Raw genomic sequence first — 23,818 nt, 5'->3', positions numbered from 1 at the left:
AGTCCGCTGCCTGTTTCTTATCTATAGTGGGCGTTCAATCGGTTTTCCGCAAAACCGTCACCGAGTACCCCGGGTTCTTTTACATACATATCCCGTGGCACGTGACTGAGCAGTTCACAGCCATTTTCCGTAATGCGGATCGATTCTGTAATCTCTACCCCGTGGTCATCAAGCCAGATGCCAGGCATCAGGTGAAACGTCATGTTCGGCTGCAAAATAGTGTGATCACCCTTCCGGAAGCTGACAGTATGCTCGCCCCAGTCCGGCGGATAGCTGAGCCCGATGGAGTAGCCGAGGCGGGATTCCTTAAAATACCCGCGTCTTGCGATCGTCCGGCTCCACACGCTTTCCACTTCTTCTGCCGTCATCCCCGGCTTAATTGAATCCATCGTAGTTTCGATGCCTTCAACGACCGTTTCCGAGAGATCATACATTTTTTCAGGAGCCTGGCCGATTGCCATCGTCCGTGCCATTGGAGTATGATAGCGCATATACGCCCCGGCAATTTCAATCGTTAAAAAGTCCCCGTAGTTATATTTCCGGTCCGTCCATGTCAAATGCGGGGTAGCTGTATTTTCGTTCGCGGGAATCATCGGCACAATCGACGTATAATCTCCACCGAATTCCTTTGTTCCAAGAATCTGGGCATTGGTGATAGCCGCAGCTACTTCATTTTCACGAACGCCGACATCTACCGTATCAAAACCAGCCTGCATGGCATTTTCGAGTATACGTCCGGCGCGGTACATGCACTCAATTTCCGCTTCTGATTTTACTAGCCGGACCCAGTTGACAAGCGTGCTGAAATTACGGAATTCGGCATTTGGGAGACCAGCCTGGATTCGTTCATAGCACATGGCGGTAAAATAAAATGCATCCATCTCCAGTCCAATTTTACGGTTGCCCTGGCCGATCTCGGTCAGGATGTTCGCTGCGAAATCCATAGGGTGCTTGATCGTCGACTGCACAAATTCATCAGGATACGGAATGATATGGTCTTCGTCAAGCCATGTAGTGACGGTAGCGCTGTGGGCATCCATTTCCCGACCGATCCATAATGGCTGATCTTCGTCAATCATCACAATCACCATTTGATGCACATAAAACGACCATGCGTTATATCCTGTTAAATAGTACATGTTCGATGGATTGGAGACCAATAGCACTTCAATACCGTATTCCATCATTTTCATTTTCGTCTGGTTCATTCTCGTCAGGTACTCATCTTTTTCAAATAACATGAGCTGATCCCCCCTTTTATCCCGTTTACATTTAATTATTCATCAATGGTAAAGCATACGAGCCGTTTTTCCGACATTTCTTCAATGGCAAATGCTACGCCTTCGCGGCCGATGCCTGAATGCTTAACGCCGCCAAATGGCATGGCATCGATCCGGAAATCGCTGCTGTCGTTTACCATGACACCGCCGACGTGAAGCTTGCGTACAGCCTTCAGCGCTAAATTGATATCATTCGTATAAATGCCGGCCTGCAGACCGAAAGGCACACTGTTCGAGCGTGTGACTGCTTCATCAAACGTTGCCACAGAAGCAAGTATTACTACCGGGCCGAACACTTCTTCTTTTACAATCGTTATATCCTCCGGCACGTTCGACAGAACAGTCGGCTCGATAAAGGCGCCGTGCCGTTTGCCGCCGGCAAGCACTTTGGCTCCTGCCTCCACTGCTTCTTCAATCCAGCTTTCAATCCGTTTGGCTTCTTTTTCATTGATTACCGGGCCGATATCCGAATCCTTATCCATCTTTCTGCCTGCACGCACCTGTTTGGCTTTATCTACAAACGATGCTTCAAACGCTTCGTAAATTTCTTCGTGTGCATACACCCGCTGGACACTCAGGCAGTTCTGGCCGGCGGCTCCAAACGCTCCGTCCACGCCTGACTGGGCCGCCTTTTCAATGTCTGCGTCCTTCCAGATAATAAACGGGGAATTCGAGCCCAGCTCCATGGACAGCTTTTTCAGTCCTGCTTTATGGGCAATGCTTTTTCCTGTTTCATAGCCACCGGTAAAGCTGATCATCTGAACGTCTTCTGCTTCAACCAGAATGTCGCCGATGTCACGGCCTCTTCCTGTAATTACTGTGAGTACTTTTTTCGGCAGACCGGCGGCAATAAACGCTTCGGCCAGCTTTAACGCACTGAGCGGTGTTTCTGTTGCCGGCTTCACAATCACAGCATTCCCGGCGGCAATCGCCGGTGCTACCTTGTGTGCCACTAGATTCAATGGATCGTTAAACGGCGTGATAGCTGCTACAACGCCTACCGGGAAGTGATAATAGTACCCCATCCGGTTCGTATTGCCTTCCATCTGGTCGAAATTAATCGATTCCCCGGAAAGACGGCGTGCTTCTTCCGCTCCAAGACGTATCGTCTCAGCGGTCCTGCGTGCCTCACCGGAAGCTTCCGCTATCGTTTTGCTTCCTTCAAGAGCAATGATTTCCGCAAACTCCTCTGATTGATCAAGCACATAATCCGCTACTTTATTTAATATATCCATACGTTCCCGGACGCTCAGCGCTTCGGCGATTTCCTTTCCTTCCACAGCAATCCGCACAGCTTCGCGCGCATCTTCACTGCTTGCCATCGGCACTGTGCTGATAACGGACTGATCCTCGGGATTGACGACGTCCAGCGTTTGTTCCCGGCCGACCCATTCTCCGCCGAGCAGCATCTTTTGCTCTGTGATTTTTGTTGTCATATTATCCCGCCTTTATATAGTATTTCGGTCCATGTTAATCAAATCGATCAACAATGCAAATCCTGTTTCCGGCACGCCGGCCCCGGCGCCCATCAGCGTAATCGGACCGCTCAGGTCGCATTCATAAGTGACCGCGTTTACCGCACCTCCGACGTTAGCGAGGGCGTCATCTTCAGAGAGGAGCTCTGGTTTTACAGACCCCTTGATTGTGCCGTTGACGTTTTCAACGCGCCCGATCAGCTTCCAATGCTTATTTTCATTTTTTGCCTGCTGCATATCTTCTGCAGAAAGAGATGTAATTCCTTGGCGTTCCACATCCTCTTTTTTCAAATCTGCTCCCATAACCACGTTGGCTAGAATGACTACTTTATACAATACATCATAGCCTTCAACATCGCTCGTGGGATCTGCTTCCGCGTATCCGCGGGATTGTGCCTCTTTTAAAGCTTCGCTGTATTCCATGCCCTGCTCCATCTGGGTAAGCATGTAATTGGTCGTTCCGTTCATGATTCCTTTAATGGAAGTAATCCGGTTTCCGGAAAGGCTTGTAAGCGGCATCCGGATTGCCGGTGTTCCGCTCATGACCGTTCCTTCGAATAAAAACCGTACCCCGTTCTCTTCCGCCAGTGCCTGAAGCTCTTTGTAGGCAAGGGCTACGGGGCCTTTATTCGTAAGAACAGCATTTTTGCCGGCCTTGAACGCCGTTTTACAGTGGTCAATCGCCGGCTGGCCGGTCTCCACATTGGTGAACGTAATTTCGATCACGGTATCAGCGTTCGACTGGGTAATCGTTTCGATGCTGTCCCACCCGCGAACGAGCCCTTCGGTATCAGGGTAGTTTTCGACTGTCCCGTCTTTTTTCAGGCAGTCGAGCACCTTCTGCATGTCAAGGCCGTCCGGGTGGTGAAGGGAGCCTTTGTACAAATCGGAAACAGAAACTACCACAAAGTCGGAACCAAACGTTTCCTTCAGCCAGCTTCCCCGTTCCAATAGTATTTCTGCAAGGCCCCGGCCCACTCCGCCAAACCCTATAAAGTCTAATTTATGCGGCATATTTTTTCCTCCCAGTCTAATCTGTCTTGTGCTTTGTCATATAGTGTACAGCTGCTCCTGCAAGCAGGGAAGCTCCAATTGGTAAAATGGTTTCTTCAATATCAAACTGGGGCATGTGCAGCCCGCTGTCTGCGCGATCAGGATAGCCTGCGCCGAGAAACATCATGCAGGACGGCACCTCGCGGGCCATGTAACTGAAATCTTCTCCGCCCATGCCATAGGATTCTTCGTGAATAACCGTTTCCGGGTATAGTTCTTCAAGTACGGCCCGGTAGGCCTTTACTGCTTCGGGACTGTTGACGAGCGCCGGCTCTCCTTCAGCGATCGTTACCTCCTGGGAGGCATTCATCGTCTCGGCTATGCGGAAGGCCTGCTGCAGCTCCTCACGCAGCCGCTTGCGGGTGGCGTCCGAATAGCTGCGCATTGTGCCCCGGATACGGACTTCGTCCGGTATAACGTTCGTAGAAGCTCCTGCCTTTAATTCGCCGATACTCACCACTGCCGGCTCAAGCGGAGACGTCCGCCGTGAAACGATTCCCTGCATCGCCTGCATCACAAACGTGCTGATCCACACCGGGTCAGTGGCAAGATGCGGATAAGCACCGTGGCCGCCGCTTGCACGAATGACCCCTTCAAACGTATCGATGCCTGCCATGCTCGGGCCTTCCTGCAGCCTTACGTGACCAGGCGTGAACTCAGGGTCCATATGAAGGGCAAAGGCCGCCCGGGCCCCTTCAAGCCAACCGCGACTGATCAGATACGGGCTGCCGGTGCTGCCGTATTCATCTGTATCTTCTTCTGCCGGCTGAAAAATGAAGCGGATGGTTCCGCTTAAAAGCTCCCGCTGCTTATGAAGCACAAAGCAGGCACCGAGCAGCATGGAGGTATGGGCGTCGTGCCCGCACGCATGCATTTTCCCTTCATACGTGGAAGCATAATCACAGTCGTTTTCCTCCTGGATCGGGAGGGCGTCAATATCTGCGCGCAAAATGACGAGAGGGCCGTCACCGGCCCTAAGCTCTGCAATTACGGCCGTATCGAGACCCGTTTCTTCTCTGCCGCTGTAAATTCTTAAATCCTGAAGTCCGGCAAGCGTCGCTTTAATAAATGATGCCGTTTCATGCTCTTCAAAGCTCAGCTCGGGACGGCGGTGCAGGCCGCGCCTCCACTCCACCAGCTGCTCCCGGATCGCTTCTGCTTCTTCTTTAATCGTTTTGGTCACTATAGTCATCGCTCCAACCGCCCTTTAGTTTTGCACGCTTTCGGCTTTTGGCAGCGAAGCCAGTGCCTGTTCCAAATCGTTAATAAGATCATCTGTATCTTCAATTCCGACCGAGTAGCGCACGAGGCTTTCCGGAATACCGAGAGCTGCGCGTTCTTCCGGTGTATTCTCTACGTGGCTCGTCGTTCTTGCCGGTCCTACCGTCGTTTCCACCGATCCCAGATTTGCTGCACGGTTGGCGTACTCGAGTTTTGGCAGGAACTGGCGCACAGCATCCATTCCGCCTTTTAACGAGAAGCTGAACATGCCGCCGAACTGTTTCATTTGTTTCTCTGCAATATCATGACCCGGATGAGTTTTGAGCCCCGGATAGAATACCTGGTCCACCTGCTCATGATTTTGCAGGTGTTCAGCGATCCTCATAGCGGATTCGCACTGCTGGCGCACCCGGAGATGAAGCGTCTTCATGCCCCGGATCATCAGGTAGGCAGCCATTGGATCCATCGTCGCTCCGTTGATTTCGCGGTAATGGAAGATCTTTTCGACCAGATCCTTACGGCCGCAAACTGCCCCGCCGAGGGCATCCGCGTGCCCGCCCAGAAACTTTGTTGCGCTGTGAATAACAAGATCCACACCAAATTCGATCGGGTTCTGGTTGATTGGGGTTGCAAATGTGTTATCGACAAACACAAGCGCTCCCACTTCCTTTGCCACCCTAGTCATTCGTTCGATATCAGTAATTTTCACCGTTGGATTGGTTGGTGTTTCAAGGTATAAAATATCGCAGCCTTTACGGACTTCTGCCTCAATCTCTTCATGGTTGCCCGTTTCACAGAGCGACACATCAATATCCATGTGCGGCAGAAATTCGGTAAAGATTTTGTTAGTACCACCGTACGTATCCTTCATGGATACTACCCGGTCGCCCGGACGGAGGAATGTAGCCAGAGAGTTACTGATCGCAGCCATGCCGGTCGAAAAGCTCGTAGCCGCCTCAGCATCTTCCAAAATTCTGATTTTTTCTTCGAACGATTGCAGGGTAGGGTTCGTATTCCGACCATAGATATGCCCTTCTTTCTTTCCTGTTGCTACGTCATACCAATGGTCCAGATCGTCGTACGTATAGGCAACACTGTGGACTACCGGAACCTGAGTCGCTCCAAATGCCCGGTATTCTTTTTCTCCTGCCCATACTGCTTTTGTTGAACGATTAATGTGTGTGTTTGTCATGATTGAACACAACCTTCCCTGTTACTATTTTTTCTCTACCTTCAGTGTATAGATTATCTGTTTAAATTCCATTCACACAATTGTATGAAGTTTCGCACTTTCTTTTGCACAATGTGCATGACACATTATCTTCCATGCAAATATGGTAAAATAATAATCAGAAGATGAATTTACGTTTTGGTATTGTAAAGGGGTGTCTGGCGATGATTTCTATGCAACAAGTATTACAGCTTCCAATTATGAACACGGCCCTTCCACTCACATCGAATGCCGATTCAAGCTCTATTACCGTTTACTGGGCATCGGTTATAGAAACACCTGTGGAAGATTTCGTCCGGCCACGGGAATTAATTTTAAGTTCCGGGATCGGATGTCAAAACGAGAAGGAACTGCTTGAGTTTATTGAAGAGCTGATGGAAGCAGGAGCGAGCGGTTTGATTTTGTCTGTAGGCCACTACATCTCCTCCATTCCTGACAACGTGATCGACTTTTGTGAGTCAAAAGCGTTTCCGCTCGTGGAAATTCCGTGGGAGATCCGTTTTTCGGACATTACAGAAGCGATTTCCGAAGCCCTTCATAAAAGCTCTCTCCGCTCCATCGACGTTTCAAATAAAATCCGCACAGACCTTCTCGAAATCATACTTGAAGGCAAAGGCATGGAGGCAATTGCCTCTTACGTATACGAACAGCTGCATATACCAATGCTTGTAGTCGATAAGCGCGGACGCCTGAAAACGCAGACGGACCGTTCGTCGGGCCTCGCCGAATGGTGGAACCAGTATTTAAGCCAGGGAGGGAATCCACTTTTCCCCCCTTTCCAGCAGTCAGATCCCGAAAAAAGCCTGCCGGCCAACATGGAATGGATGGATACAGATACCGGCACCCTGCTGCGCCTAACCGTGCAGACGACCCAGGATATTCAGGGTTATATGATCCTCCAGTGGCCTACCCACAAAGAAAAGCACGATGTATTTGAAGAATACACCCTGCTTCTGCTTGAACATTCGGTCACCACTTCCGCTCTCTGCTTTTTGCATGACCAGACAGCGCTTGAAACCGAGATGCGCCTGAAGGATGATTTTGTCTGGAGCCTGGCAAAGGATAATTACGAATCCCGGGACCAGGCGCTTTCGCGGGGTAAATCATTAGGCTATAACCTTGAGCTCCCTTATATCTGCTTTGTGGCCAAACCTGAAAATGTCGAACGGGTGTTTCACGCAGAATCCCCGCCGCTTTCCTATGATCACTGGCTTGAACAGATTGGCTATATGTTTGAGGAAGAAGTTTCCCACGCGAGCCGTTATTTAAAAGCACGCGTGATGAGCACGTTCCAAAAATCCGAGCTGATTGTGTATCTGGAAATGCACCCAACCATGATGTATGACACGGTATATTATTTTGCAGAAACGGTGCAGTACCGCCTCGAACAAAAAATCCCCCACCTCATCATTTCCTGGGGGGTAAGCAAGACAGCTGCACCCTGGGAATTTGTTACAAGCTTTTCGGAGGCTTCCTCTGCTCTTGATGCCGGACGCAGGCAGCGGGGATTCGGCTACATTCATACGTATGAAGACACGCGTTTTGACCGGGCTCTGATGTCTCTGTCTAAAAATGAAGAAATCCGCCAGATCGCTGAAGCTACAGTTGCCCCCCTCCATCATTATTCCGTCGAACGGGGCATTGATTTAATGAAAACGGTCCGCACCTACAATGAATGCAAGGGCAATGTCAGTCAGACCTCCCGGGAATTAAATCTCCACCGTCAGTCCCTGCTATACCGTTTGAAAAAAATCGAATCCCTTACGAGCTGTGATTTGAATAATTCCGATGACCTGTTTTTAATTGAACTGTCTATTCGGCTCCATACAGCCGGAGCCCTGTTTGTTACCGATGAGCGCACTCCTCATGTATAAAAAGGATAAATACAAAAATAACTCTGCCCGCGGGCAGAGTTATAGTAGTTTTTGCCGTTCATAATCAGCTTTTACCGCATGGAGCGTTTTCAGCGATTTCTGGGAAAATTCGTCCTCTTTGCTTTCGAGCTCCCGCTCGTAAGCATCAAACGCCTGTCGAAGAGACTCTTTATACGTCATGTCCGGTACTGTTTCAAGCGGCTTCACCGCTTTTTTCTGCACCCAGATTTTTTCTTTTTCCGCTAGTGCCCGGCGTTCATGGAAAATCGGCACATTTGTCTTCTTCGGCTGGTGCAGGTCTCCCTGCCGCGGGTGTTCGAGCACCACTTGTACTTCCATCAGCCACTGTTCGGGATTTTCTTTTACAGGGATTCCAACGTAAACTCCTGATTTATAAGGAAATCGATATTGTTCCATCTTTTTTCCACCTTTCCTGTCAGCCTCCCGGCGTTATAGCGACAAACCATTCCCACAGCTTTTCTGCCCAGGGGACCAGATGCGTGTTTGTCCATTCATTGTATTCGTTCCATCCAAAAAGCACCTGGGCCATCTCCCCGGAAAATGAAACCATTACAAACAATAACGCCGTTGCTAGAATAAGTACGATAATGATTGCATAAATAATTACTGCTGTTAAAATCCCTTTTGCAACTTTTTTCAATGTGACTCCTACTCCAACAAAGTTTTAATCTATTGTATCAGATTATTAATAAAAATTCATTACAGTACGTGAAATTTAATAATCTTTTCTTGAAAAAGCCCGGACCCTCCGGACTTTTTCATTCTACTGCAGGTTAGTCGTTCCCATCAGGAAACGGTCGCATTCGCGGGCCGCTTCACGTCCTTCATGGATAGCCCAAACTACAAGGCTTTGACCGCGGCGGTTGTCGCCTGCTGCAAATACTTTTTCATGATTTGTAACATAGCTTCCGTATTCAGCGTTCACTGTACTTCTTTCTGTACGTTCGATTTCCATCTGCTCAAGCAGCTCCTGCTCGGGTCCTGTAAAGCCAACGGCGAGCAGTACGAGATCGGCTTTCCATACACGCTCGGTTCCAGGCACTTCGTGACGGACTTTTTTGCCGTCTTCAAAGACCGTTTCCACTTCCACCGTATGAATTTCCTTTACCTGCCCTTTTTCGTTTCCGACAAATTTCTTTGTCATTACTTTATAGGCACGCGGGTCCTCGCCCTGCAGAGCAGCTGCTTCTTTATGCCCGTCTTCCTGCTTATAAACAAGTGGATACAGCGGCCACGGGTTGTCTTCCGGACGTTCATTATTTTTTTCTTTATTGATATCAAACTGGGTCAGAGAAGCGCAGTTGTGACGGAGTGAGGTCGTAATACAGTCCACCCCGGTGTCCCCGCCGCCGATGACGATCACATGCTTATCCTTTGCACTGATATATCTGCCGTCTTCAAGGTTCGAATCCAATAGGGATTTTGTATTGCCACGCAGAAAGTCCATCGCATAGTGAATTCCTTTCAAACCGCGTCCTTCTGCCGGAACATCGCGATGATTCTGCGCGCCTGTACAGAGAATAACTGAATCGTATTCTTCATCGAGCTGTTCGGAGGTAATATCTTTTCCTACATCGACACTCGTCCGGAACTCGATCCCCTCTTCTTCCATAATATCTGTTCTTCTTGTAATGGTTTCATTTTCAAGCTTTACTTCCGGAATTCCATAGGCAAGCAGTCCGCCGATGCGGTCGTCTTTTTCGAATACCGTCACCGTATGGCCGGCCCGGTTCAGCTGCTGGGCAGCTGCAAGTCCTGCCGGTCCGGAACCGATTACCGCTACTTTTTTGCCAGTTCTTGTTTTTGGCGGCTCGGCTGTAATCCAGCCTTCCTTAAATCCTTTTTCCACAATGTGGTATTCAATGGATTTGATGGTTACCGGGTCATCGTTGATGGCTACGGTGCACGAGCCTTCGCACGGAGCCGGGCACACTCTCCCGGTGAATTCCGGGAAATTGTTCGTTTTATGGAGACGTGTCAATGCTTCCTGCCATTTTCCGCGATAGACAAGATCATTCCATTCCGGAATCAAATTGTATACGGGACAGCCAATTTCATCGGAACCGACCATGGAAGTACCAGCCTGGCAGAACGGGATCGCACAGTCCATACAGCGGGCGCCCTGTTCCTGAAGCTTATCTTCCGGCATCATGATCTGGAACTCCTGCCAGTTTTTCACCCGTTCGAGCGGGTCCAATTTACTTGGAGCTTCTCTTTTATATTCCAGAAAACCTGTTGGTTTCCCCATTTCCCTCACTCCCACTTTAGAAATCGTTGTATGCTGTTCATTCAACGCCTTTATTCGAAAAGCCAGGAAGGCTGTGAAAGCCTTCCCGGACTGTTAATTTCCAGTGACTTTTTCTTTATCTTTGTCTTCTTCCGTCGTTGCTTCCTGAAAAGCTTCAAGCACAGCATCCGCTTCGCTCAAGCCGTTGTCTATTCTTTCCTGGATCGACTGCAGCATTGCCTGGTAGTCGTACGGAATAACCTTCACGAAATGTTTGCGTTCGGTCTCCCAGGCAGCCAGGATACGCTCTGCTGCTTCGCTGCCCGTCTGTTTTCCGTGCGCTTCAATCATCTGCTGGATCTCCTGCTCGTCTCTGGCAGATTCGATCGCTTCAAGACCTACCATTTCGCTGTTGTATTTACTTTCAAGCGTATGGTCAGGGTCGTACACGTACGCTACGCCGCCAGACATCCCTGCTGCAAAGTTTTTACCGGTAACACCGAGATTGACGACAACACCGCCGGTCATATATTCACAGCCATGGTCCCCGACGCCTTCGACTACGACTTTTGCCCCGCTGTTTCTGACACAGAAACGCTCACCGGCTACTCCGCGGATGTAAGCCTCCCCGGAAGTGGCTCCGTAAAAGGTCGTGTTTCCAATAATAATATTGTCTTCCGCATCAAATGTAGAAGTATCCGGCGGCGTGACAATCAATTTTCCGCCTGACAGTCCTTTGCCGATATAGTCGTTGGCATCGCCAATCAGGCTCATCGTCATGCCTTTAGGAATAAACGCCCCAAAGCTCTGGCCGGCCGAACCGTAGAAAGTAAATCTGATAGTGTCCTCAGGCAGACCTTCGGCACCGTACTTCTGCGTAATTTCGCTTCCGAGCATCGTCCCGGCCACACGGTTGGTATTTTGGATATCAAACTCTCCAAACACCGGTGTCTGTGATTCAAGGGCATCCTTTGCCGCATGCTTTAACAACGTTTCGTCAAGAGAGATATTCAACTCATGGTCCTGCTTAATATGGGCCACGTGCTTGGATTGATTTTTCGCTTTCGGACGGTGAAGCAGATTCGACAGATTCACCGTCTGTGCTTTTTTATTGTTTACCGAGTCTACCTGCTTCAGCACTTCGGTATGGCCAACCATATCATCAATGCTGCGGAAGCCTAGTTCTGCCATAATTTCACGAAGCTCTTCGGCCACAAAGGTCATGAAGTTTACGACGTTATCCGGTTTGCCCATGAACTTTTTACGCAGTTCAGGATTTTGTGTAGCCACACCTACCGGGCATGTATCGAGATGACACACACGCATAATGACACAGCCAAGTACCACGAGCGGTGCCGTGGAAAATGCATATTCTTCCGCACCGAGAAGAGCCGCCACCGCTACATCGCGGCCTGTCATCAGCTTGCCGTCTGTTTCCACAGAAATCCGGTTCCGCAAATTGTTCATGACAAGCGTCTGATGCGTCTCAGCGAGCCCAATTTCCCATGGCAGGCCGGCATGCTTAATGCTTGTACGGGCAGCGGCACCCGTGCCGCCATCGTAACCGCTGATGACTACATGGTCAGCCCGGCCTTTCGCGACGCCGGCGGCAATCGTACCGACACCGGTTCCTGAAACGAGCTTCACACTGACCCGGGCGTTCGGATTCGCATTTTTCAAATCATGGATCAGCTCTGCCAAATCTTCAATCGAATAGATATCATGGTGCGGCGGTGGCGAAATCAGGCCAACACCTGCCGTCGTGCCCCGCACTTCTGCAATCCACGGATATACTTTTTTGCCGGGAAGCTGTCCGCCTTCGCCAGGCTTTGCCCCCTGGGCAATTTTGATTTGTATTTCGTCGGCGTTGACCAGGTAGTGACTTGTAACACCAAAACGTCCCGAAGCTACCTGCTTGATCGCACTCCGGCGCAGATCACCGTTTTCATCCGGCGTAAACCGCTCTGGGTTTTCCCCGCCTTCGCCCGTATTTGATTTACCGCCGATGCGGTTCATGGCGATGGCAAGTGCCTCATGAGCCTCCTCGGAGATAGAACCGAATGACATTGCTCCAGTTTTGAAGCGTTTAAAGATATTTTCTGCCGGCTCCACTTCGTCGATGCTGATCGGCTCGCGGACACCTTTGTTAAATTCAAGCAGGCCGCGGAGCGTTGTCTGCTCCTGTTCCTGTTTATCGATAGCGTCTGAATACTTTTTAAACAGCGTAAAATCGTTAGTTTTAGCGGCATGCTGCAGCATATGGATCGTATGTGGATTGTATTGATGAGGTTCACCGTACCGTCTCCACTGCAGATCGTCCCCAGGGTCAAGCGTCATATCCAGTCCTTCGCGGTCATTGTAGGCCCGGAAGTGGCGTTCAAGAACGTCTTCTGCAATAATTTCTGTGCTTACACCGCCGATTCTTGAGGACGTCCATGTAAAATAGCGGTTGATTACTTCGTCATTAATACCGACAGCCTCAAAAACCTGGGCGCCCCGGTAGCTCTGCACCGTGGAAATGCCTATTTTTGAGAGGACCTTCATGATACCCTTTGTAGCACCTTTAATATACGTGCTTACCGCTTCCACATACGAACCTTCCATCAATCCTTCTTTGATCATGTCGTCAACCGAATCAAAGACAAGGTACGGATTGATTACTTCTGCGCCGTAACCGAGCAGCACCGCGAGATGGTGTACTTCCCGTGGCTCGGCACTTTCAAGCACCAGACTGACATCTGTACGGCGGCCCGTACGGATGAGATGGTGATGCAGCCCGCCGACCGCAAGCAGCGCCGGGATCGGAGCGTAAGTCCCGTTCACGTCACGATCGCTTAAAATAAGAATAGTCGAGCCTTCCTCAATAACCTGGTCCGCCTGCTCAAATATACGTTCAAGAGCACGTTCCATTTCATTGGCTCCCTTTGCTGCTTCAAAGACGATGGAAAGCGTAGAAGCTGCAAATCCTTCCAATTTATTGGAGCGGACCTTGGCTAAATCTTCGTTGTTGACAATTGGCTTTTTTAAATACAGCTGCTGGGCGTGCGATGGCTTTGGATCGAGCAGGTTGCCCTGCTTTCCGATAGTCGTGCCGACAGCAGTAACTATTTCCTCGCGGATAGCGTCTATCGGCGGGTTTGTCACCTGTGCAAACAGCTGTTTGAAGTAGTTGTATAACAGCTGCGGCTTTTTGGAAAGCACTGCAAGCGGAGAGTCGTAGCCCATCGAGCTGACCGGATCTCCTGAACCTGTGGCAAGCGGCTTGACCACTTTTTCCAATTCCTCATATGTGTAGCCGAAAGCAAGCTGACGCTGCTCCAATTTTTCGAAATTAGTGTTGTAAACGTCCTGACTTTCCAGCATATCCTCTAAATCCGTCAGGTATTCGTCTGTCCATTCCTGGTATGGATGCTCGCCGGCAATTTTGTCCTTAATCTCTCCGTCAGGAACGATACGCCCTTCTTCAAGATCCACAAGCAGCATATGGCCGGGATGCAGACGCTCTTTATATAAGACGTCTTCGGGAGCAATATCAAGCACTCCCACCTCTGAAGACATAACAATCTGGTCGTCTTTAGTAACGTAATAACGGGCCGGACGCAGGCCATTTCTGTCGAGACAGGCACCGATCTGGCTTCCGTCCGTGTATGCGATGGCTGTAGGCCCGTCCCACGGCTCCATTAAGCAGCTGTGGTACTGATAAAACGCACGTCTCTTTTCATTCATAAGCGGGTTGTTCTGCCATGGCTCAGGAATCATCATCATGGCAGCATGAGGCATTTTATGTCCGGACAGCGTCAAAAATTCAAACGCGTTATCAAACATCGATGAGTCACTGCCTTCAGCATCCACAACCGGATGAACCTTCTCCATGTCGCTGCCAAACAGTTCTGATTCAAACTTCGGCTCCCTGGCATGCATCCAGTTAACATTCCCTTTAATCGTGTTGATCTCCCCGTTATGGATGAGATAACGGTTCGGGTGCGCCCGCTCCCAGCTTGGGAATGTATTCGTGGAGAAACGGGAATGCACAAGCGCGAGCGCCGTTTCAAACTGCCGGTCATTTAAATCTTTATAAAACTGGTTCAGCTGCTCTGTCGTAAGCATCCCTTTATACACAATGGTCCGTGAGGACAGACTTGCAAAATAGAAGCTGTCCTGGTCATGAAGCTTAACCCCGTGCTCATGCTCAGACCGTTTTCTGACAATATACAATTTTCGCTCAAAATCTTCTCTCGTTTTTACATTTTCCGGGCGCTTAATAAACAGCTGGCGGATGGCAGGCATAGCCGAGAGTGCCGCGTTTCCGAGCATCGAATCGTCAGAAGGCACTTCGCGCCAGCCGAGCAGCGGCAGCCCCTCTTCTTCAACCATTTTTTCAATGGCCTGTTCGCACTGGGCACGCCTGGTGTTATCTACAGGCAGAAACAGCATCCCAACCCCGTAATCGCCTTCCTCCGGCAGCGAAAAACCGAGCTCATTTTCTTTATTTTTAAAGAAACGGTGCGGAATCTGCAGAAGCATTCCCGCGCCGTCCCCGGTATTTACTTCATCTCCCTGACCGCCGCGGTGGTCCAGGTTTCTTAAAATTTGCAATCCTTTTTCAACAATGTCGTGTGATTTTTTCCCTTTAATATCCGCAAGAAAGCCGATCCCACAGTTATCCTTCTCAAACTGGGAGTCATACAAGCCTTCTTTATAATTTTTTCTAGGCAATAACATATACCCCTCTCCACCTCTCTCCATGGTGTCCAAATTTAAATTGGTTTGCATATTATATCATTTTTCTAAACATTCGACAAATTAAGATTTGAGTTTCACTAGTCATGTAAACGCTTATAAGCAGGACTGCACGATTTTATTCTTTTAGCGCCTCTTTATATTCATACGATTTAAAGAATAAATATTCACCTTTATACATGCCATTCATAATGGCCTGTACCGGTCCGGGCGTCTGTCATCCGCTCGAGCATTGTAATTTTTCCGTCTTTTCGCACAATAAACATGGTCTGACATCTCGTTTTGTATTCCGGGAGATCAATAAACATCGATGAAAGCTGTTTCTCAAGCTGTTTGTCTATCCCTGTATCAGGAAGGTCCTGGTCGTCGGCCGGCTCTGCATTTTGCATTGCTTTAAAAAAAGGGTCAGGGTCGAGCGTATTCCCTGAAGAAGCAAGCAGCATTTCCACATGCTTTTTTGCTTTTTCGACCTTCGGCCAGGGTGTGTTCAGAGAGGCATTGCTGAGCGCGTGCACACCGGGTGAAAGGCGCTCTGCATGCGGCCCTTCTTTGTGATTATGTAAATAAAACAATTCCTTATCTGAGCCCGCGATCATATTGAAGCCTCTGTACTCGTTTCGGTCTTTTTTCACTGCTTCAAGCGCCTGCCCCGATTCGTTCCGCAAAAATCGCAGCGGCAGATGCCCGCGTGATTTTTCCCCGTTTTCCATGCCCGGCCTGCGGATATTTGTCACAGCTGCGAACCGTCCGGAAAGACTGCCTCCCATCCATGTGCCGCCCTGCTGCAAATCTTTTCCCGCCACGATGCCTTCGCCTTCCCATTTATGAAGGCGCTCAGTCGGCCGTTCTAAAAATTCATCCCGGTTGGAAACCACGACAAGTGGGAACCATGGATGCATCTGATACGCAAAAGCAATTAAACACATGCCATTCGTTCCTTTCTTCTTCCTGCGGATGGTTGCCGCACGCTGGATCTGATTCGTCGTTTATCCGCTTTCGTTTTATAAATGGAGCAAATGCTTTTTCTATTGAATAGTATTTGCTGTACCTGGCAATTCTACCTGAAAAAAGCTTTCTGGCTTCTGCCGCCTGTATTATATACTGCTTCTATAATATGTTACAAAAAATTTTCAAAATTGCAAAGTAAAATGATTTATTCTGTTCACCCGGGGATTTCTTTTCTAATGGACATTTTTTTACTATTGCCCGCTCTAATGCTAAACTGTAAGTATTATACTTCCTTTTTATAAACTATTGTTAATGATCATACGATATATAAGTAAAGGCCCCGCCGAATTAACCATGAGGAGGAATCCGTATGACTGACGAACCCAATACAAATCAAGAAGATTTAACTCCCTCCAATAACGAAGGGAAAAGCAAGAAAGAAGCTGAAAAATTCATAGAACGTTTTAAAAATGAAAAAGATACAGACCAGCTCGTAAGTACTCTCGGCGGCCTCGGGGAAGCGGAGCAGCGTAAAGCCGGCGACTCCCTTGAAGCATTAAAGCGTCCCGTCCGGGAAATGATGGATCAAAAGGACAATGAGCTTCCCGATAAGCTTCATGAATTAAAAACGGTGGTCGGCGAACTTGAACCGGAATATTTAAAAGAAGGCCGCCTGCAGAAAACAATGAATAAAATTTTACGCCGCGATCCGGTCGAACAGTATGCGAAAAAATACGAAACAGTGGAATCCCAGGTGGACAATATTATTCACGGTCTCCTTGCCGGCCGGGACAAGCTGCAGGAAGACAACGTCATGCTTGAAGAATTACGGGAAACTGCCATTAAGCGCATTGAGGAACTTGAGATGCAGATTGAAACCGGGAAACAGCTGAACGCCATGCTCGAGGAAGAAATGCTTGAAGAACAGTGGCGCGATAACCCGGCCGCTATTCAAAAAGGGCAGCAAAAAGTAATATCCCGGGTGAAAAATATGACCCAGGCGGTTATGGTGCTGCAGCAGTCGATTGCTTCGATCGACCTGATTGTCGATAACAATGGAAAGCTTGAAGAAGCGATTTTTAACGCCATTACCATGACGAAAAATATCGTTACCGTCACCGCTTCCATCCAGCTTGCTCTTGGCAACCAGCGGAAAGTAATCAATGCGGTGCAGAGCGTTAACGAATCTACCGAAAGTATGCTCACCAACAATGCACGCATGCTTAAGGAAAACACGGCCGATACCCTGAAGACACTCGAAGAGCCGGCGATCGCCCTTGAAACGTTCCAGCAGGCTTATCAGGACGTGTACGAAGCCATCCAGATGACAGAGCAGTCCAATGAACGTATTGTCGCCTCCAGTAAACAGTTCATTTCTGAAATGGACGAATTAAACAACCAGATGAAGCACAAATTGTTAAACTGATAGATATCAACGTATAGGACGGTGAATCACTTGGCTAACAGATGGTTCGAACATCCCTGGGTTGAACGCTTCCTGCCGGACCATATGCGACCGGTGGATGATCATATTTTCTCCGACAGCCACGGGCTGTTTATCGTAGAGGAAATGGAGGCAGCGATCGACCGGGTGATTGCCCGGGCGGATGAACTCCGTCAGTCCAAACGCCTGAAACGTGAAAACGAACTTTTTTTGTTCCGTATGAAGCTGACCGCCAGACACATCCGCATCACAAGCTTCGAAAAAGAGCGTTCCCAGGCAGCTATTCAAAAGACGGTGACAATTGACTATGTGCGGAGTACTGACGGTCACACCCCGGCTTTTTTACGAGAAGCGCTGGTCCATTACATGAAAAACGGCAAAATGCATGCCCGTAACATTGAAAAGTCGTCCTACTTTCAGCACATTTTCCGCAAGCTTGAAGTGCTCGATTACACCCTGCAGGGCCGGGCCCCCCGGGACATTCAGCTGCACACAGCCGAACCGGCCCACGCGGAGGAAGTGCCGGAAGACGAGCCAATAAAATGGCATAAAGCACTCGACCGGTTTCATCAGCACTACGTAAAGCAAAACAGCAGCCTCCCGGCAGATATCCAGCAGGAGCTGCAGCAGATTGACAGGGAGCTTGAGGAACTGCGTTCTTCGCCTTCCCTGCAGTTTGATGTGGAGGATGAATATCTGGTCGAACGCATGCTTGGCCGTGAAATACCGGATCTAATCGAAACGTACAGGCTGCTTGAAACAAAGCACAGGGACGAGCAGCACGGTGCTCTGCTGCAGGCGCTTGAAGCGATGCGCGGGCGCCTCAGCTCGCTGCGCATGGAACAAAATGATGTGCACGCCCGTAAAATGCGCCAGCTGCTAAAGATAAACGAAAAAAGATACCGTCAGGAAAAGAAATTTTAAAGGAATAAAGCGAGGTCCATTATGAAACGACAAGAAGCATTCGAGCATCAAGGCCGCCCCGTGGTTGTCGATTACGGCAGAACCGGGGCCTATTACGGTATTTTAGAGCAGACGTCCGCCGCTCCCCGGAAAATTTGGGAAGGACGTGTCCGGATTCAGCAGGCCCACCGTCTCCCGGATGTAGACGAAAAAGAAGCGGTGCATGAATTTAACCTTAAAACCATTACTGTACCGGGAACGAAAATTCAGGCTGCTGATGACCGCACTCCAGCTTCCTATGAGCACTCTGTCGTGCAGCTGCTAGAAAAAGAGATTTCTTCCCCTCTCGTACCCTACAGCGATAAAAAAGAATGGAAGCGCCTGCTGCATTCTCTTTCCGTTACGTTTACACCAGAACCAAAAGAGCCACAGGAAGAGTCTTATATTTATTATGAAATTCACCGCTCGTGTGGAAACGTATTCCTGCGGGAGGCACCGGATGGCCAGGCCCTTGACATCGAGGACTGCCCATTTGAACTCGAAATTTCTCCGGCTGGCCTCCCCTGGCGCCGGGCGGTCCATTACTACGATATGTATTTCCGTAACGATCATGGTCAGATATTTGAGCTGCAGGAGCATGATCATGTCCGCATTCACAGTGATCAATTCCGGCCGTTTGCCATCTTTTTAAATGAGCTTGAAGACCCTTCCCGCTACAGTCTGGTTAAAAATATTCATTCCAACGGGTTCAGCAAGGACGATCTGATTGAATGCCATAACCATTTGCTGTATCAATTAATGCAGGAGCCCGAAGAAACTTCTTTTACCGGAGTGAATTTTCTCTATTTCCGAAAACAGCAGTCCGTACTTATTGTGCAGCACCATTATGAACGGAACCTGCACGCAGAGGACGAGGACTATGTATTCGATCGTTTTGAAATTACGACCGATAAGGGTGTCCGCAACCTGTTTATTTATACAAATTCGTTTGCCCGGGGACAGTAACCGCATGGTATACAAAAAGGCTTTTGAACCTCGGTTCAAAAGCCTTTTTTTTGTGATTTGGCATCATGATCCCATGTTTTCTGATACCAGGAAAAATAAGCAGCTTCGTCCTTTTCATCCACGTCCCTTAAGTAAACCGTCCGCCCGGTAACGCTGCTGATAACCGAAGCCGAGATCGTATACAGTCTTCGTCTCCGCTGGAAAAAGGACTGCGTGTTTTCCAAATATTGAATCCGTCGTTTAGGTACAAAATTATAAATGGCACTCCAGGCTCTTTCCCGGACAATCAGCTGCTTATCTTCCACTTTCATGCCGGAGCCTTTGTAGCATATCCAGCCCCACCAGGTGAAAAACAGCGGCACTGCTGCGGCTGCCCAGCCATACGGCACCCATATGGCCGCCGGGATAAACAACAGCCACCAAAATACCGACGCCCGGAACATATATCTTCTTGCCGCCCGTTTTGGCAGTTTGTTTACCTTTTCCGGAATCAATGCCGTATCATCGATCTGCTCCATAAAGGTATGTAGCTGCTTCTGGTGGATCAGCGGCAGCAGCATGATCGAATTCTGCCCCCGTTCGGTGCTTCCACCGGCGCTGTCTATATAAACCGCCCACATGCCGAGCGCCTGCCTGACCGGGTTACTGATAAAACGAATACACGTTATGCGGTGCATTTGAAGTGTAATCTGCTTTCGTTCGAGAAGTCCCCAGGTAATCTCAAGATCATTTCCGGTGCGGTTCACTTCGAAATTTCCATGCTGCACAAGCGTCCACGCCGACGAAACGAGCCAGCTGAGCATTGCTGTCACTAGGAGGCCCCCGATAATAAACCAGTAGCTGAGCTCGATCAACACGCCAATCGACTGCTCGACCCACGCATCGGGAAGAAAGTTCCCCACCTGGGAATACAGCCCGGCAAGAGCCGCAAAAATAATACCTGCCCGGCCGGAGGTGAGTCCCGCCGTGAAAATGGTACGCATCGGCACTTTCCAGGAAAACGAAGGTTCTGCCGGCTCCGCGGCTATGCCGTTCCCCGAAAAATCTTCTGATTCTTCCTCAGCTGCATGAGAGGATTTTTGAATCAGAGCCGACTGAATAATGTCTGCCTCTTCCCGGCGGATCGCCTGAATCGAAGCTTCCGCCTCTGCGCCTCCGCCTGCTGTTTCAATATTAAGACGGACAAGACCGAACATCCGCTGAATGATGCCGGCGGTGATATCTACCGATTGAACGCGCTGGCTGCGGATGAATCGTTCTTTTTTCACAAAAATACCGTAATGGATCTGAAGCTCCCGTTCAATCAAACGGTAGCGGAAAAAAATCCATTTCATGATGCTGCTGATGACGATGAACAGCACTAAAAGCAAAAAGATCCAGTTGACTGGAAGCGGTCCGGAAGCCGCACCTCCAGCAAAGAACGTAATAATAAGCGGAAAAAGAAAATCCTTCAGCTGCCGGAAAAAGACGGTGACAATGGCCGCCGGGTGCATCCGTCTCCATTCATTCATCGTCATCATCCGTTCCCGCCAAAAAGGCGATCCGGTTGCGCAGTTCCGGCGCCGTCTCTTCTTTAAGCGCTGGAATCTCATGCATGCCGGCTGCGGTGGAAATAGTCACGGTGGAGAGCGCGTACCGCTTGTATATCGGCCCCTGGGCTGTATCCACGTGCTGGATACGCACCATTGGGATCAATACGTGTTTAGAGATAATCACACCGTACTGAAGCTCCACCTCTGTTTCATACACCTCGTAGCGCCAGCGCTGCCATTGCCATTTCGGCAGCACCCATGCGTACCAGGCAGAAAAAAAAACCAAAAATGCCAGAATCGCGCCAAGGGCCCACCGGACCCATTCGGACCACCCGAACCAGAAGGCAAGCACAAGTAAAGCAAAAGGGATGAAAGAAACAACGGCCATTTCAATCATCCCCTTGAAGCGCCAGACCGTCAGCGCATCTTCAGATATGCGCTGTGACGGTGCCGGTCTTGTTACATTTTCTTCCTCATGGATGCCGTCATTCATTCCTCATCCTCCACGTAAATAATCGTGACTCCTTCATCCTGCAGCACTTTCAGCACTGCATCGTTCAGTTTTTCATCGCGAAGAAGGCCGAGAGAAGCGGCCAGTTCAAGCTCTTTTAAATCACCGTTTTCTGCGTCTTCAATCAGCTCGAGCACTTCCTCCATGTTTCGTTCTTCAAGCTGCTGTCGTACTTCTGCTTTCGTCATCGTTCAGGCTCCTTCCCTTTTCATTTACGACCTGGGCTTTCGCTCCTGCTCCATTTTCTCACTCATCTGCTTCCAGATGGAGCCTTTTGCTTCTTTCCCGCCTTCAATTCGTTTCAGTGCGAGCTTAATCTGCAGATCCACTTCAAACTCCGGGTCCCCGTTGGCTTCCTTTAACGCTTCGACAGCCGAAGTGTCACCGACTTCATATAAAAACATTGCCGCACGCCAGCGCACCAGCTTGTTTTTGTCCTTCAGCGCTTCAATCATGTCCGGGATACCCGCAGGATCTCCCAGATCAGAATACGTATCTGCCGCTGTTCTTCGAACGGTGACAGACGGGTCCTGCATCGCCTTCTGCAGATCCGGCAGCACCTGGGGATCTTCAAGCATCCCTAAATACACGACTGCCAGCCGGCGGATGGCCGGTTTTTCATCTGCAAGCCCTTTTTGTATAACCGGGAGGTCTTCCATGGAAGGATCCATCTGGTCAAAGGCTGCATAGCGCTGTTTCCAGTCCGGCTCCTCCATCATATCCATCGTTACTTTTTTAAATTTTGGCTCAGTGTTTTCTGCTTCCGGAGTATTCGCAATCCGTACCAGCCGTTTCAGCCGCTCCTCCGGGTAGGCCGCAGCAATTTCCTCTGCCATATCGCTGCCGATCTGTTCCAGGTCCTGGCCGTAACGGACCCCGTAATCCTCCCATTTACGCTGCATCACAATGTTGTCATCTTCAAGCTGGGCTTCAAAAGCAGCGGTCTGAAAACGTTCCGGCAGGCCCTGGCGTTTTTCTTCCTCGCCGGAAAGCAGCTTTATCTGCATCGGGATGTTTTTAAACATCTGGACCTGCGCCTGCACTTCCCCGAACGCTTCCTGGGGCTCCTCCGGCTCTTCATCCGGCTGCTCCACCTTTTCGCCGAACGCCTGGCGCACCTGGGGCAGCAACTGCTCCCAGTCGGCTTTAGGGTGGCGCTCGAGGGCCATGAAGTCGGCAACGTGGTAGACACCTTTTATGCCTTCGATCTCCAGCAGCTGCTGGATCGGAGCCGGTGCTTCTTCTTTATTTTCCGGTTTATAATTGCTGCTCGTTCCGGCGGGCAGCGATTCGTTAACATTCAGCTTCATCGTATGAGGACTCGGTGTTGGCTCAATGGATGTAATATGCATGATTAATCTCTCTCCTTTAAAATAACGTCCCAATTTGCACGTCTGATTATAGCACAGGAGAAGCCTCTCCTGCCAACCGGCTGTGCATTTGCATTCCAAACCAGTCCGCTGTTCTGATACACTGTAATAAAGACTGTTTTCAAAAGTTATGAGGAGGTTATTACGTTGCAAATTGCACTTCTTTCAGATGTACACGGTAACGCCCGTGCATTAAAAGCTGTTTTAAACGACCTGCACGCCTTATCGGTAGACCATATGTATATGCTCGGGGACCTTGCTTTTCGCGGCCCGGAGCCAAAAAATTCGATTGAAACCGTCCAGTCCCTGCCTGCAAAAGTATTGAAGGGAAACGCAGACGAATGGATTGTCCGTGGCGTCCGGGAAGGAGAAGTCCCCGAGGCCAAACGCTCGATCATGAACCAGGAACGGGACTGGGCGCTCGAGCGGCTCTCTGCGAATGACGTTAAATACTTAGAAGAGCTTCCGGAATCATTTCTCGATGAATACGACGGCTTCCGTTTGTTCGCCTTTCACGCGGTACCCGGGAACCTGTTTCCCCCGGTTCCGGTCGATAGTGAGGCTTCCGTTTTCGAGGAATCATTTTTCCAGAAGCAGGAAGCAGACATTTACGTGTACGGGCACGTGCACACTCCCTCTATTCGAAAGATTGGGGCTAAATGGGTAATCAATACAGGAAGTATCGGGCTTCCGTTCGACGGGGACCCGACACCGTCATATGTTCTTCTGACCATCGAAGACGGGGAAATAATTCCGGAAATCCGCCGGGTCCCTTATGATACGGATGAAGTTTTAGCACAATTTGACGCTAACGATTATCCGAACAGTGACCAGGTAAAACGCATTATTTCGTCTGGACGTCCGCCAAAATAACGTTTGTCCAATATTTAAAAAAACCCGCCGTCCTGAACTATAACCCGAATGATGGACACGATAAAAAAGTGCCCATCATTCGGGTTTTTTCTATTTTCCACCCCTCATTG

19 protein-coding genes are annotated in these 23,818 nt (G+C 49.5%); 5 read left to right on the top strand and 14 right to left on the bottom strand.

From position 1 onward, the window contains the following. Positions 1-17: 17 nt before the first annotated feature. Genes ACTRXG_RS08695 through ACTRXG_RS08675 form a run of 5 tightly spaced genes read right to left on the bottom strand, consistent with a single transcriptional unit; the run spans position 18 to position 6,221 of the window. Entirely contained in the window at positions 18-1,241 is a 1,224-nt protein-coding gene (locus tag ACTRXG_RS08695; RefSeq protein ID WP_474262081.1) for a M24 family metallopeptidase, read from the bottom strand. 35 nt (positions 1,242-1,276) lie between these two features. Further along, a complete protein-coding gene (locus ACTRXG_RS08690) occupies positions 1,277-2,716 on the bottom strand; it encodes an aldehyde dehydrogenase family protein (RefSeq protein WP_474284674.1) in 1,440 nt (479 codons plus the stop codon). Positions 2,717-2,728: 12 nt separating this feature from the next. After that, positions 2,729-3,769, bottom strand: coding sequence for a homoserine dehydrogenase (locus ACTRXG_RS08685; protein WP_474278910.1), 1,041 nt, complete (start codon positions 3,767-3,769; stop codon positions 2,729-2,731). A gap of 16 nt (positions 3,770-3,785) precedes the next feature. After that, entirely contained in the window at positions 3,786-5,000 is a 1,215-nt protein-coding gene (locus tag ACTRXG_RS08680; protein ID WP_474284673.1) for a M20 metallopeptidase family protein, read from the bottom strand. Between the two features lie 15 nt (positions 5,001-5,015). Then, positions 5,016-6,221: a cystathionine gamma-synthase family protein gene (locus ACTRXG_RS08675; protein WP_474284672.1), complete on the bottom strand. Its 1,206-nt coding sequence runs from the start codon at positions 6,219-6,221 to the stop codon at positions 5,016-5,018. A 203-nt stretch (positions 6,222-6,424) separates the two neighbouring features. Between ACTRXG_RS08675 and ACTRXG_RS08670 the strand changes: the two genes are divergently transcribed. Continuing rightward, positions 6,425-8,134 carry a PucR family transcriptional regulator gene (locus tag ACTRXG_RS08670; RefSeq protein WP_474284671.1) on the top strand — a complete coding sequence of 570 codons (1,710 nt, stop codon included), beginning with the start codon at positions 6,425-6,427 and terminating at the stop codon, positions 8,132-8,134. A 39-nt stretch (positions 8,135-8,173) separates the two neighbouring features. On the opposite strand, the gene kapB is transcribed toward ACTRXG_RS08670, so the two are convergent. From kapB to ACTRXG_RS08645, 5 genes are all read right to left on the bottom strand, one after another. Beyond that, a complete protein-coding gene (gene kapB / locus ACTRXG_RS08665; protein ID WP_474281469.1) occupies positions 8,174-8,551 on the bottom strand; it encodes a sporulation phosphorelay system protein KapB in 378 nt (125 codons plus the stop codon). A 19-nt stretch (positions 8,552-8,570) separates the two neighbouring features. Beyond that, complete coding sequence (locus tag ACTRXG_RS08660) at positions 8,571-8,795, bottom strand: hypothetical protein (RefSeq protein ID WP_474284670.1); 225 nt, start codon at positions 8,793-8,795, stop codon at positions 8,571-8,573. 123 nt (positions 8,796-8,918) lie between these two features. Next, positions 8,919-10,403 (bottom strand): glutamate synthase subunit beta, encoded by a 1,485-nt coding sequence (locus ACTRXG_RS08655; RefSeq protein ID WP_474284669.1) that lies wholly within the window; start codon positions 10,401-10,403, stop codon positions 8,919-8,921. A 93-nt stretch (positions 10,404-10,496) separates the two neighbouring features. Beyond that, positions 10,497-15,104: a glutamate synthase large subunit gene (gene gltB, locus ACTRXG_RS08650; RefSeq protein WP_474284668.1), complete on the bottom strand. Its 4,608-nt coding sequence runs from the start codon at positions 15,102-15,104 to the stop codon at positions 10,497-10,499. A gap of 191 nt (positions 15,105-15,295) precedes the next feature. Next, complete coding sequence (locus ACTRXG_RS08645; protein WP_474262091.1) at positions 15,296-16,048, bottom strand: NRDE family protein; 753 nt, start codon at positions 16,046-16,048, stop codon at positions 15,296-15,298. 392 nt (positions 16,049-16,440) lie between these two features. Between ACTRXG_RS08645 and ACTRXG_RS08640 the strand changes: the two genes are divergently transcribed. Genes ACTRXG_RS08640 through ACTRXG_RS08630 form a run of 3 tightly spaced genes read left to right on the top strand, consistent with a single transcriptional unit; the run spans position 16,441 to position 19,422 of the window. Continuing rightward, a complete protein-coding gene (locus tag ACTRXG_RS08640; RefSeq protein ID WP_474284666.1) occupies positions 16,441-17,496 on the top strand; it encodes a toxic anion resistance protein in 1,056 nt (351 codons plus the stop codon). A gap of 30 nt (positions 17,497-17,526) precedes the next feature. Beyond that, a complete protein-coding gene (locus ACTRXG_RS08635) occupies positions 17,527-18,438 on the top strand; it encodes a hypothetical protein (protein ID WP_474284665.1) in 912 nt (303 codons plus the stop codon). Positions 18,439-18,459: 21 nt separating this feature from the next. Beyond that, positions 18,460-19,422, top strand: coding sequence for a DUF2777 family protein (locus ACTRXG_RS08630; RefSeq protein WP_474284664.1), 963 nt, complete (start codon positions 18,460-18,462; stop codon positions 19,420-19,422). A 35-nt stretch (positions 19,423-19,457) separates the two neighbouring features. Here ACTRXG_RS08630 and ACTRXG_RS08625 read toward each other — a convergent pair whose 3' ends face one another. The 4 genes from ACTRXG_RS08625 to ACTRXG_RS08610 are packed head-to-tail and all read right to left on the bottom strand — an operon-like array spanning position 19,458 to position 22,817. Next, entirely contained in the window at positions 19,458-20,942 is a 1,485-nt protein-coding gene (locus tag ACTRXG_RS08625; RefSeq protein ID WP_474284663.1) for a PH domain-containing protein, read from the bottom strand. After that, positions 20,926-21,447 carry a PH domain-containing protein gene (locus ACTRXG_RS08620; protein ID WP_474262096.1) on the bottom strand — a complete coding sequence of 174 codons (522 nt, stop codon included), beginning with the start codon at positions 21,445-21,447 and terminating at the stop codon, positions 20,926-20,928. Before ACTRXG_RS08620 ends, ACTRXG_RS08625 begins: the two co-directional genes overlap by 17 nt. Next, entirely contained in the window at positions 21,444-21,653 is a 210-nt protein-coding gene (locus ACTRXG_RS08615) for a hypothetical protein (protein ID WP_322525099.1), read from the bottom strand. Before ACTRXG_RS08615 ends, ACTRXG_RS08620 begins: the two co-directional genes overlap by 4 nt. A gap of 24 nt (positions 21,654-21,677) precedes the next feature. Beyond that, positions 21,678-22,817, bottom strand: coding sequence for a conserved virulence factor C family protein (locus ACTRXG_RS08610; RefSeq protein ID WP_474262097.1), 1,140 nt, complete (start codon positions 22,815-22,817; stop codon positions 21,678-21,680). A 165-nt stretch (positions 22,818-22,982) separates the two neighbouring features. Between ACTRXG_RS08610 and ACTRXG_RS08605 the strand changes: the two genes are divergently transcribed. Continuing rightward, a complete protein-coding gene (locus ACTRXG_RS08605) occupies positions 22,983-23,708 on the top strand; it encodes a metallophosphoesterase family protein (RefSeq protein ID WP_474284662.1) in 726 nt (241 codons plus the stop codon). Positions 23,709-23,818: the final 110 nt, after the last annotated feature.

This window comes from Marinococcus sp. LNSP9103-4 (assembly GCF_056034345.1).
This window is presented reverse-complemented; position numbering and strand designations above follow the sequence as displayed.